This window comes from Pseudomonas sp. 43NM1, from assembly GCF_002836905.1.
Lineage (GTDB): Bacteria > Pseudomonadota > Gammaproteobacteria > Pseudomonadales > Pseudomonadaceae > Aquipseudomonas > Aquipseudomonas prosekii.
Genome location: NZ_MKGS01000168.1, coordinates 1 through 11,621, shown reverse-complemented (window position 1 = coordinate 11,621; position 11,621 = coordinate 1). Strand labels below are relative to the sequence as shown.

Annotated in this window: 8 protein-coding genes; 4 read left to right on the top strand and 4 right to left on the bottom strand. The window is 60.6% G+C overall.

The window, feature by feature from the left end:
- Nucleotides 1-56: 56 nt before the first annotated feature.
- Nucleotides 57-1,154: a polyamine ABC transporter substrate-binding protein gene (locus BI292_RS20900; protein ID WP_092280336.1), complete on the top strand. Its 1,098-nt coding sequence runs from the start codon at nucleotides 57-59 to the stop codon at nucleotides 1,152-1,154.
- 160 nt (nucleotides 1,155-1,314) lie between these two features.
- On the opposite strand, the gene BI292_RS20895 is transcribed toward BI292_RS20900, so the two are convergent.
- Nucleotides 1,315-2,382 carry a hypothetical protein gene (locus tag BI292_RS20895; RefSeq protein WP_101209032.1) on the bottom strand — a complete coding sequence of 356 codons (1,068 nt, stop codon included), beginning with the start codon at nucleotides 2,380-2,382 and terminating at the stop codon, nucleotides 1,315-1,317.
- Nucleotides 2,383-2,839: 457 nt separating this feature from the next.
- Between BI292_RS20895 and BI292_RS20890 the strand changes: the two genes are divergently transcribed.
- The gene (locus tag BI292_RS20890) at nucleotides 2,840-3,100 is read left to right on the top strand and encodes a hypothetical protein (protein WP_101209015.1); all 261 of its coding nucleotides are present in this window, start codon (nucleotides 2,840-2,842) and stop codon (nucleotides 3,098-3,100) included.
- A gap of 13 nt (nucleotides 3,101-3,113) precedes the next feature.
- Here the strand turns inward: BI292_RS20890 and BI292_RS20885 are convergent, their stop codons facing one another.
- Complete coding sequence (locus BI292_RS20885) at nucleotides 3,114-3,350, bottom strand: hypothetical protein (RefSeq protein ID WP_092280332.1); 237 nt, start codon at nucleotides 3,348-3,350, stop codon at nucleotides 3,114-3,116.
- 203 nt (nucleotides 3,351-3,553) lie between these two features.
- On the opposite strand from BI292_RS20885, the gene BI292_RS20880 reads away from it, so the two are divergent.
- The gene (locus tag BI292_RS20880; RefSeq protein ID WP_101209014.1) at nucleotides 3,554-5,317 is read left to right on the top strand and encodes an L-lactate permease; all 1,764 of its coding nucleotides are present in this window, start codon (nucleotides 3,554-3,556) and stop codon (nucleotides 5,315-5,317) included.
- A gap of 332 nt (nucleotides 5,318-5,649) precedes the next feature.
- Nucleotides 5,650-9,786, top strand: coding sequence for a CheR family methyltransferase (locus BI292_RS20875; protein WP_101209013.1), 4,137 nt, complete (start codon nucleotides 5,650-5,652; stop codon nucleotides 9,784-9,786).
- Between the two features lie 79 nt (nucleotides 9,787-9,865).
- Here BI292_RS20875 and BI292_RS20870 read toward each other — a convergent pair whose 3' ends face one another.
- On the bottom strand, nucleotides 9,866-10,885 hold the full coding sequence (locus tag BI292_RS20870) for a DUF2955 domain-containing protein (protein WP_101209012.1): 1,020 nt from the start codon (nucleotides 10,883-10,885) through the stop codon (nucleotides 9,866-9,868).
- Nucleotides 10,875-11,621: HlyD family secretion protein (locus tag BI292_RS20865; RefSeq protein WP_101209011.1), on the bottom strand; the 747-nt coding region annotated here is incomplete at its 5' end. The genes BI292_RS20870 and BI292_RS20865, both read right to left, overlap by 11 nt.

Genomic DNA, 11,621 nt, shown 5'->3' with positions numbered 1-11,621 from the left:
AGAAAGCTCACTCGCCACACGCTTGTGTTTTGAATAAAAAGAATGGAGTTGTACCGATGAAAATGTTTGGCAGGGCTCTGCTGACACTGTCCTTATTGGGCGCCATGGCGACGGTTGCCCAGGCCAACGACAAGGTTTTGCGCGTTTATAACTGGTCGGATTACATCGCCCCGGACACGCTGCAAAAGTTCGAAAACGAGACCGGTATCCGCGTCACCTACGACGTGTTCGACAGCAATGAAACCCTCGAAGCACGCTTGCTCGCAGGTAAATCCGGGTACGACATCGTCGTGCCGTCGAACAGCTTCCTGGCCAAGCAGATCAAGGCTGGCGTCTATCAGGAACTGGACAAATCGAAGCTGCCGAATTGGAAAAACCTTAATCCGGTGCTGCTGAAAAACGCCTCGGCCAGCGACCCGGACAACGCGCATGCCTTCCCGTACATGTGGGGCTCGATCGGTATCGGTTTCAATCCGGCCAAGGTCAAGGAAGTGCTCGGGGCCGATGCGCCGACCAACTCCTGGGACTTGCTGTTCAAACCGCAAAACGCGGAAAAACTCAAAGCTTGCGGTATCAGCTTCCTTGATTCGCCGACCGAGATGCTGCCGGCCGCCCTGCACTATCTGGGTTACCCGGTGAACTCGCAGGACAAAACGCAAATCGCCGAAGCCGAAGCGCTGTTCATGAAGATTCGGCCGTCGGTGGCGTACTTCCATTCCTCGAAGTACATCTCTGACTTGGCCAACGGCAACATCTGCGTGGCGGTCGGTTATTCCGGCGATGTGTTGCAAGCCAAGGCACGCGCCAAAGAGGCTGGCGACAAAGTGAAGATCGATTACAGCATTCCGAAGGAAGGCGCTGGCAGCTTTTATGACATGGTCGCGATCCCACGGGATGCGGCGAACGTCGACAACGCCTACCTGTTCATGAACTTCCTGATGCGCCCGGACATCATCGCCGAGATCACCAACAACATCGGCTACAGCAACGCCAATGCCGCCGCGACGCCGTTGGTGGATGAAGCAATTCGCGACGACCCGGGCTCGTATCCGTCGCAAGCAGTCATGGCGACGCTGTACGCGATTCCCGACATGCCGATTGGCGTGCAACGCGTCATGACGCGTGGCTGGACGCGGGTGAAACTCGGCAAGTAATCACCCAACTGATCGTTCCCGCGCGGAGCGGGGGAACGATCGGTCATTCCTGCTGGATATTCAGGACAGCAGCGGCCATTCGGCCAACTACAAATCTGGTTCAGCCCTCACAGAATCTGCTTCACCCCACATAATCTGGTTCATCTCACAACGCCATTGATCACGGGGACATCTGCTCACTAGTCACTTGCGGCGGGTTCCAATCGATGGCGCCACTGCTTGAGCTGACCGACGGTAGTTCGGCGCGCCCGGCCAGGTTGCCTTCGACCTGCCCGGCGATGTACAGCGTCCCCGCCATTACCCCGGTGGTCGGGTTTTGCACCAGTTTGGTCCAGGCTTTATCGAAGGTATTGCCCAGACTGCTGCGGATCAGCGCTTCACTGTCGGGCCGATCATTGGCCTGAAGAATCGCGCGGATCCCGGCCACGCCAACCGTGATCAAACCGCCGGCAAAGCGCCCCGCTGCAGCCGCCACCGCGCTCGCCGCGCCGCGCGGGGCCATTTCGGCTTCCATGCGTTGGCTGGCGCGCTTGGCCACTGGCGCCATCGCCGTATCGGTGGAATCAACGCCCTTGTCGCCACCGGCCTTGTGGATCTTGTCGATCAGCGCCGCATACGCCGACAACGTGTTCAACGGCTCGGCTTGCATCACCTGATACAGCGAAGCATTGCGCGCCGGCGGCGGCCCGAGGGCAATCGCCGGGACTTTCTGCAAGCGAGCATTGAGTTGCGCCATCGGCACGCCGTGACGCTGGGAAATGCGCTGCAATTCCTCCTGGAGAATGTCGACGTAGAACGCCGTGGCCAAACCGAGAATCGCCTCGGGATCAATTTCCACCGCGGCCGGCGCCAAGACCCGCTGCTGGTATTGCTCCAGCAAATACGCGGCCAGACGCTTGGCCGACGCATCCTGCTCACCCTGAGAACTGATTGAGTACCAACTGACTTTCATCGACAGCCATTCCTGGGTCCAGTAGCTGCTGAACCAAGGAATGAAGTTCTCTTCGGTCAATTGATAAACCCGCGTGCGCCAGTAATCCATGGCGCCACGGGCGTAGATTTTGGTCTGCTCGGTGGCGGATTGGGACGCGGCGACGATCTCCCGATCGACCTGCTGCCAAGTGGCGGGCGCGACGAAGACCGCCGGGGCAACCACCGGCGCGCGCGCAGGCGTGGCGCATCCGGCCAAGACCAACAATACGGCGACGATCAGCGAACGCAGGTCCAAGATCGTGGTGTCCTGCAGGCGACGCCGGGCGGATTGCCCGGTGCTCATAAAGGTATTGAGTTGAGTATAGGTTGAGGGCTTTCGCCGTTCGTCTGGTGGCTGGAGGTTGATGGGGCGATGGAAAAGCATCGCGAGCAGGCTCACTCCTAAAGGGGCCGGGGTGATCGCAACATCTGTGAACGGCGCCAATCCCTGTGGGAGTGAGCCTGCTCGCGATGAGGCCCGCAAGAACATCGAATCCCTCAACCATCACTCACATCGATATTCACCATCGCCACGCGCGCCTTCCGCAAAAAAAACGCCCGATGCACCATCAGCCCCATCGCCAACGCATCCCCGCATCGGAGGGGCACATCATGTTGATTCATCTGCTGACCTGCCTGGCCCTCAGCGCCGTCACCCTGACCCTGTTTGCACGTTTCTTCCTGGACATCGGCCACACCGAGGAGCACTCGTCATGATCCGCATCGTCAACCTGGCCGTGAGTTTCCCGGTATTCGGCAGCAACTACTATTCGCAGCACGTGGTCTCGCGCAAAGACCTCGCGCTGGTGTTCGACAAACAGTTCGAAGCCTTGCTGATGCCCGCGGCCGCCAATCACTTCAGCAACGAAGTGGTCGGGCTCAACGATCAATTCCGCTTTCTCAATGACGTACTCGTCGAACACCTGCTCGACGCCGAGCTGGCTCAACTCTCTTCACGCCAGTTCACCTTCTGATCGCTAGCAACGCCTAGAGCGTCTGCTGCGAGTTGCCGAGGGTGCGCGCCTGTTCGATAGCCCATTCAAACGCATCCTCCATGTCGAGCAGATGCGGCTTGGGCTCATGGTCTTCATTGATTACCGTGCCGTCCGGCTGGTAGACGCCGATAAACATCTGCAGCGAGCCATCGCGCAGAATCCGCGCTTTGACATCAATCCTGCACCCGTTCGACAGGGTTTCCGTGTGGACCAAATGGCGCTCGGTCATTGCCCTACTCCTCGTGTCGTTGACGTTTCAAACCGCTGGTAGCTATTCAATGTAGCTTCTATGCAGACCAGCGATATCCCGCGAAATCCCTCATTTGCCCGCGAAACCACCTGCAACAGGACAGCGGCGAATTGCCACCTATACTCCACGCAGTCAACCCGCAAAGGATCTGCGCCTCCAACAATAAAAAGCAGAGGTGGAACATGGTCTGGCAGCAAATCTACGACCCGTTCGGCAATCCGATGTTATCGACCTTCATGGCCGCCGTGCCGGTGGTGGTGATGCTCGTCTCCCTGGCGTTTTTCCATGTGAAGGCGCATCTGGCGGCGTTGATGGCCCTGGCGTCAGCACTGTTGATCGCGATTTTCGCCTTCGGCATGCCGGCCGACATGGCCGGTTCGGCGGCATTGTTCGGCGCGGCCAATGGCTTGCTGCCGATTGGCTGGATCGTCCTCAACATCATTTTCCTGCACCGCCTGACCACCGAGAACGGCTCGTTCAAGGTGTTGCAGGATTCCCTCGCGCGAATCACCGACGACCGGCGCCTGCAATTGCTGCTGATCGCGTTCTGTTTCGGCGCGTTCTTCGAAGGCGCGGCCGGGTTTGGCACGCCGGTGGCGGTGACCGGGGCGATTCTGATCGGCCTGGGTTTCTCACCACTGGCCGCGTCGGGCCTGGCGCTGATCGCCAACACCGCGCCGGTCGCGTTTGGCGCCCTCGGTACACCGATCATCACGCTGGCCAAGGTCACCGGGCTGGACGAAATGGAGCTGTCGATGATGGTCGGTCGGCAACTGCCCTTCTTCTCGGTGCTGGTGCCGTTCTGGCTGATCTGGGCGTTTGCCGGGTGGCGCAAAATGCTCGAAATCTGGCCGGCGATTCTGGTCGCCGGGGTCAGTTTTGCCATCCCGCAATTTGTCGTCTCGAACTACCACGGGCCGATGCTGGTGGACGTGATCGCCGCGCTGATTTCCATGGCGTGCCTGACCGGTTTCCTCAAGGTCTGGAAACCGGCGACCATCCACACCTCTGCGGTACTCTCGGGACGCGTCGACAACTCGAAAATCGATCCCGAGCACGAGCAGAAATCCGAGACCAGCGGCACGTTTGCCGGTGACGCCAAACCCGCGGTGATGCGCGCGTGGATGCCGTGGATCATCCTCACGGTGTTCGTGTTTGCCTGGGGCACGCAGGGTTTCAAAAACATGTTCGATACCCGCGCCGTGGTCGATCCGCAAACCCAATCGCAGCGGCTCGACCCGCAAGGCAAACCAGTGCGCGAGGCCAATCCGATCTTCGCCCCGGCGCTGACCTTCACCACGTTGCACCAGCAAATCGAGAAAGTGCCGCCGGTGGTGCCGCAGCCGAAAACCGAAGAAGCGATCTACAAATTCACCTGGTTCACCGCCACCGGCAGCGGGATTTTCTTCGCGGCGATTTTCGGTGGGTTGCTGATGGGTTATTCGATCCCGCAATTGGCACGCCAGTACCTGCGAACGTTATGGGTGGTGCGTTATTCGCTGATCACCATTGTCGCGATGCTCGCGCTGGGTTACCTGACTCGCTATTCAGGATTGGACGCGACCATGGGCCTGGCATTTGCCGCGACAGGGATTTTCTACCCGATGTTCGGCACCTTGCTGGGCTGGCTAGGCGTGGCGCTGACCGGTTCCGACACCGCCTCAAACGTGCTGTTCGGCGGCTTGCAGCGCGTGACGGCCGAGCAACTGGGGATCAGCCCGGTGTTGATGGCAGCGGCCAACAGCTCCGGGGGTGTGATGGGCAAAATGGTCGACGCACAGTCCATCGTGGTCGCCTCCACCGCCACCCGCTGGTATGGGCATGAAGGCGAGATTTTGCGCTACGTGTTCTTCCATTCGATTGTGCTGGCGATTCTGGTCGGCGGGCTGGTGACGTTGCAGGCGTACGTCGCGCCGTTCAGCAGCATGGTGGTCGGCGGGCCTTGAAAACCCACCCATTGCCTGGTGCGTGTGCGGCTATTTTCCGGGCGACAGGGAACCTTCCCCTGTCGCTGCCTATCCCTTGATAATCGACCCGGCTTAAACCACTGAGTCAGTACGCCAGGGCGCGTTTGATAGTCGATTCAGATCCTCGATTAAACCTCCACCCGTTTTACGCTTAGAATGCTGACTTTCACCGCCGCCACGTCAGTGACGGCGGCTGCATTTATCTGTTTGCGACTGCGTTAGTAAACGGCGCTGTCGATGATTGCTCGAATCGGGCGCAAGCCTGATAAATTTTGTCGCGGCGCAGGACGTCGCCTTTTCAAGGCACTGGCATGACCACTTCTCCTGACGCTTCAACCGACGTTGCGCCACCCAAGCAACGGGCGCTGCACCCACTGGACTTCGGCGTGGTCGGCATTGGCGCGTCCGCTGGCGGCTTGCAAGCGATCAAACTGTTTTTCGAGAACATGCCGCAGGACAACGGCATGGCGTTCGTGATCATCCTGCACCTGTCGCCGGACCACGAAAGCATCGCCGACAAGATCATCCAGGAATCGACCAAGATGCCGGTCCTGCAAGTCACCGAATCGGTGGCGATCGAACGCAATCACGTCTACGTCATTTCCCCCGCGCACCGCTTGGCCATGGATGACGGCAGGCTTGAAGTCAGCCCTGCCGACCCGCGCCTGGGCCGGACCTCGGCCATCGACCTGTTCTTCCGCGACCTCGCCGACGTGCACCGCGAACGTGCGTTTTGCCTGGTGCTGTCCGGCACCGGTTCGGACGGCGCGGTGGGTTTGTCGCGGATCAAGGAACAGGGCGGCGTGACCCTCGCCCAGGCGCCGGAAGACGCCGAGTTCGACGGCATGCCGCGCGCGGCGATTGAAACGCAGATGGTCGATCTGGTGTTGCCAGTCGTCGAGATGCCGCAGAAGTTGCTGGAATTGTGGTGCAACGCCAAAGCGATCTGCCTGCCCACCGCCAACGATCCCGACCTGCAAACCATCGCCTCAGTCGCCGAACGTGACGCGGTGGCCGCCGAACAATTGCTGCGTGACGTTCTGGTGCAGCTGCGCGCCGGCACCGGCCATGACTTCAAACACTACAAACGCGCCACGGTGCTGCGCCGCATCGAGCGACGCATGCAAGTCACCGCGCAGCCCGACCTCGCGGCTTATTACCGTTTCCTGCTGACCAGCCCCGAAGAAACCAAAGCGTTGCTCGCCGACATGTTGATCGGTGTGACCAATTTCTTCCGCGACCGCGAAGCCTTTGAAGCGCTGGAACGCGACGTGGTCCCGCAACTGGTCAGCGCTGCCGTTTCGGCGCACCCGGAGACAGAAGAAATCCGCGTCTGGTCGGCCGGTTGCTCGACGGGAGAAGAGGTCTACAGCCTGGCGATGTTGCTCAACGACCAGATGCAGCTCGACGCCAGCCAGGCGGCGTTGCAACTGTTTGCCACCGACATCGACGAACGCGCGATCAGCATCGGCCGCAGTGGTTTGTACCCGCAAGCGATCGTCACCGATGTGCCGCCAACCCGCTTGCGGCATTACTTCAGCAAGGAAAACCAGCACTACCGGATTCGTAAAGAGCTGCGCGAAAAGGTCTTGTTTGCCAAGCACAGCCTGTTGTCCGATCCACCGTTCTCGCACATGGACCTGATCGTTTGCCGCAACCTGCTGATCTATCTGGATCGCGAGGTGCAACGTGAAATCCTGCAGATGTTCCACTTTGCCTTGCGCCCCGGCGGCTTCCTGTTTCTGGGCACCTCCGAAAGCGCCGACGCCTGCCAGGACCTGTTTGCCCCGGTCGACAAGCGCAACCGGATCTTCCGCGCCAAAACCGGCACCGGCAGCAGCCGCCGGGCTCCGACCATGCCACGTGGAGGCTATGTGCGCACCGACATTACCCGTCAGGCACCGCCCAGCAACAAGCCGCGCAAATTGTCGTTCGCCGACATTCACCAACGTGCGCTGGAACACTCGGCACCCCCGAGCATGATCGTCGATGCCAACGCCGACATCCTGCACATGAGCGAAAGCGCCGGGCGTTATCTGCGCCACGTCGGCGGCGAGTTGTCGCGTAATCTGCTGACGCTGATCCTGCCCGAATTACGCCTTGAAGTACGCACCACGCTGTTCCAGGCCCAACAGGGCAGCCACGTCGTCAAGTCGCGCACCGTGGCGATCAAACGCGCAGAGCGCAGCTATCGCATCGACCTGATAGCGCACCCGTACCGTGAAGAAGAAGCCGACAGCGAACTGGTGCTGTTGATGTTCGAGGAAGTCGAAGTCGACCCGTCCGAAGCGTCGAGCTCGACCGTGCTGCAAAGCGAAAATCAGGTGTTGTCCAACCTCGAACGCGAGTTGCAGCGCACCAAATTGCAGTTGCAGGACACCATCGAACAATCGGAAGTCTCCAGCGAAGAGCTCAAGGCTTCCAACGAAGAAATGCAGGCGATCAACGAAGAACTGCGCTCGGCCACCGAAGAGCTGGAAACCAGCAAGGAAGAGTTGCAGTCGATCAACGAAGAGCTGCTGACGGTCAACTTCGAACTGAAAACCAAAGTCGAAGAAACCGACAAGATCAACGATTACCTGACCAACCTGATCGCCTCCACCGACATCGCCACGGTGTTTGTCGACAGCAGCATGCGCATCAAATGGTTCACGCCGCGCGCCACCGATATCTTCAGCATGTTGCCGGTCGACACCGGGCGCTCGTTGCTCGACATCACCCACCGGCTGAATTACGACGACTTGGTCGGCGACGCCGCGCAAGTTTTCGAATCGCTGAACATGATCGAACGCGAAGTCAGCAGCACCGACAATCGCTGGTACATCGCGCGCCTCCTGCCCTACCGCTCCAGCGCCGATCACATCGACGGCACGGTGCTGACCTTCATCGACATCACCAAGCGCCACGCTGCCGAAGAAGAGTTGCGCCAGGGCGAAGAACGTATGCGCCTGGTCGCCGAAAGCACCCGCGATTACGCAATCATCACGCTCGACGAATTGGGCATCATCACCACGTGGAACAAAGGCGCAGAACTGATCTTCGGCTACAGCAAAGCCGAGGCCGAAGGCGCTTATTACGACTTCATTTTTTCGGCCGAGGACCGCGCGGCCGGCGTCCCGGAAAACGAGCTGTCGACGGTGCGCATTCAGGGTCGCAACGAAGACGAACGCTGGCACCTGCACAAGGACGGCACGCGCTTTTATTGCAGCGGCGAAGTCACCTTGCTGCGCGGCGATAACCTGCAAGGCTACGTAAAAATCGCCCGCGACATGACCGGCCACAAGCGCCTGCATGAAGAGCAAAACCAGCAACTGGCCGAGACTCAGAGCAGCAGCCATTTGAAGGATGAGTTCTTCGCGGTGATGTCCCACGAGCTCAAGCATCCGCTGAACCTGATCCAGCTCAACGCCGAATTGCTGCGGCGTTTGCCGCTGATCAAATCGACCGCGCCAGCGGAAAAAGCCGTCAACACCATTTGCGATGCCGTGAGCAGTCAGGCGCGGATCATCGATGACTTGCTCGACGTCGCCCGCGTGCGCACCGGCAAACTGCGCCTCAAGCGCAGCACCGTCGATTTGAACCGGATGCTCCAGGACGTTTATCAAGTGGTGATCAACGCGCACCAGAACGTCGATGTGAAGCTTGAATTGCCTGAGGCGCTGATGATTGACGCCGACCCGACGCGCGTCGAGCAGATCATCTGGAACCTGGTGAACAATGCGCTGAAGTTCACCCCGGCGGGCGGCAAGATCCGTTTGATCGCCTCGCGCGTCGGCGCAATGGCCCGGCTCGACGTGCAGGACAGCGGCCTGGGCCTGAGCGCTGACAGCTTGCATGAAGTGTTTGACCTGTTCGGTCAGGCGGCCAATCAGCACGCGACGCATCACCGCGAAGGCCTGGGCATCGGCCTGTCACTGGTGCGCCAGTTGACCGAGGCCCACGGCGGCAGCGCCAAGGTCAAATCCGCCGGGCTGGGCCTGGGCTGCACGTTCACCGTGTTGCTGCCACTGAGCCAACCGGATGATCAACTGACGCCAGCGGCGCAGGCCGATCAACAGTCCGGGCGGCTGGCCGGTTTGACCGTGTTGCTGGTCGATGACTCGCCGGACGTGCTGGAGACGCTGAAGATGCTGCTGGAAATGGAAGACGCCGAAGTCATCGCGTTTTGCGAACCGCAGCAGGCGCTGGCGGCAGCGCAAACCGGGCAATTCGACGTGGTGGTTTCTGACGTGGGCATGCCGGGCATGAGCGGCCACGAACTGATGCGCGCGCTGCGGGCATTGCCACATATCCGCGCAACCCCGGCAATCGCCCTGACCGGTTATGGCGCTGAAAGCGACGTCGAGAAATCACGCAAATCCGGCTTCGACCGCCACCTCGGAAAACCGGTGTCGTACGACGCACTGATCGACACCATCGAAGAACTGCACCGGGCGAAAACCGACTGACCAGCCCCTCCAGCCCAAATCGGACACAGCCCCTGTGGCGAGGGGGCTTGCCACAAGGGTTCACTGTTTTGCAGCCCGGTTATGGGTGAACGGTTTTGCGCGGTCGATCAAGCACCAACACCATCACCCACGCATACACCGTCACCGCAATAAACAACCCCATGCGCACCGCAAACGCGCTATAGACATCCTTGCCCGCCGCGCTGTCCTGCACCGACTGCCCCAGCAAAATCAGCAGCGTGATCAGCGTATTCAGCCAAAACCCCGGACTGCACCGCGTCGGGCTCAGCGCATAGAGCTTGCGCCCGAGCAACAGGCCGAACAGCAGCATCCACAAAAAGAACATCCACAAGTGCACAAACACACTCAGCGCACACCAGAACACCACCGCCAACAACCCGCCAAGCAGCGTCGACCCCAGCAGTTCGAATCCAGCATCGCGTGCGTTGCGCGTGGAACTCTGCTGCCCAAGGCTGACCGCTTTGAGGATGATCGGCAGATAACTTGCCGGATCGATCAGCGCCAACAGGAATGCCGGCAGCACAATCAGCGTTGCGCGCAACGCCACGCGGTCAACATCCTGCGCCGCGAGTTTTGGCGCGACCGCTGATGGCGGCGCATTCACCGGTTCGGGGAACACCCCATGACTGACGGCAACCACGATTACCGCCAGCAGCAAGCCCTTGACCAGCGCACTAATCACCATCAGCGCCAATTCAAAACTGGCGGTGCCGGCGGCGGAAATCATCGTCAGGCCGATCACCAGAAACGTCACGATCAGGTTATTGCCGCCGCGCAATCCAAAACGAAACACCAGCAACAGTCCGAGCGCGATCAACAGCAAACCGCTCAGCGGGTAATACCGCAGCAACGGAATCAACAGCAAGCCGATGCCAGTGGTCAGCATCGCCACCAGCGCCAACACCACGCCAGCCTTGAGCGGCAACGGCTGATTGCGCGTGGCGAGCAACAGCAGCGCCAACACCGGCCCGAGAAACGGCAACGGCAAATCGAGGCCGAAACTCGCCGCCAGGCACAGCGCGGTGCCACTGGCCAGACGCAAACAACGTTGCGCCCGAGGGTTGCGCTCAGTAGGCATACGACATCCAGCTCATCAGCCGCAAAAACACCCGGCCGAGTGGGTTCAGCGGATGGCCGTGGCTGGGGAACGCCATGACTTCAGCCTGCCCGCCGGCACGAATCGCCCGACTGTCGCGCAGGCGGTTCACCGCATCCTCATCAAACTCGATCACCACCGGGAAACGCTGCGCCGGGCGCAACCAGTCGCGGCTGTTCTGCACGCTCGGCAAGGTCCCAGGCGCTGGCGCCTGACCGACACTGACGCCATAACCGACGCTGCGCACGCGGCCCTGAAACACCTCGCCCGGCAATGCATCGAGCACAATCGCGACCGGCGTCTGCGCCTGGATCAGGCCCAGATTGTTTTCGGTCATGTCGGCAATGACCCACACATCGTGGATCGCAATCAGGGTCATCACTGGGCTGCCGGCGCCGGCAAACTGGCCGACGTCGGTGCGCAGGTCGGTAATCAACCCGGCCGAACGCGCGCCGATGCGGGTGTTGGCCAGGTCCAGTTGAGCTTTCGCCAACGCCGTCGCCGCGCTGCGCAGCAAGGCATTTTCCGCCTCGCTGCCGCCCTCCTGCTCTTTCGCCCGCAGCACTTCGGCCTCGGCGGCGGCGACCTGGCTGGAGGCTTGTTCGAGAGTGGCCCGCGACACTTCCAGCAAGCGCACGGACACCGTGCCACGGTCGGCGCGGTACAAACTTTCGAGGCGCTGATTGTCCTGGCGCATGCGGTTTTCGTTGGCCTGCGC

Coding starts and splice junctions, on each gene's coding strand:
- BI292_RS20900 (WP_092280336.1), top strand. CDS start 57: ATGAAAATGTTTGGCAGGGCTCTGCTGACACTGTCCTTATTGGGCGCC.
- BI292_RS20890 (WP_101209015.1), top strand. CDS start 2,840: ATGATCCGCATCGTCAACCTGGCCGTGAGTTTCCCGGTATTCGGCAGC.
- BI292_RS20885 (WP_092280332.1), bottom strand. CDS start 3,350: ATGACCGAGCGCCATTTGGTCCACACGGAAACCCTGTCGAACGGGTGC.
- BI292_RS20880 (WP_101209014.1), top strand. CDS start 3,554: ATGGTCTGGCAGCAAATCTACGACCCGTTCGGCAATCCGATGTTATCG.
- BI292_RS20875 (WP_101209013.1), top strand. CDS start 5,650: ATGACCACTTCTCCTGACGCTTCAACCGACGTTGCGCCACCCAAGCAA.
- BI292_RS20870 (WP_101209012.1), bottom strand. CDS start 10,885: ATGCCTACTGAGCGCAACCCTCGGGCGCAACGTTGTTTGCGTCTGGCC.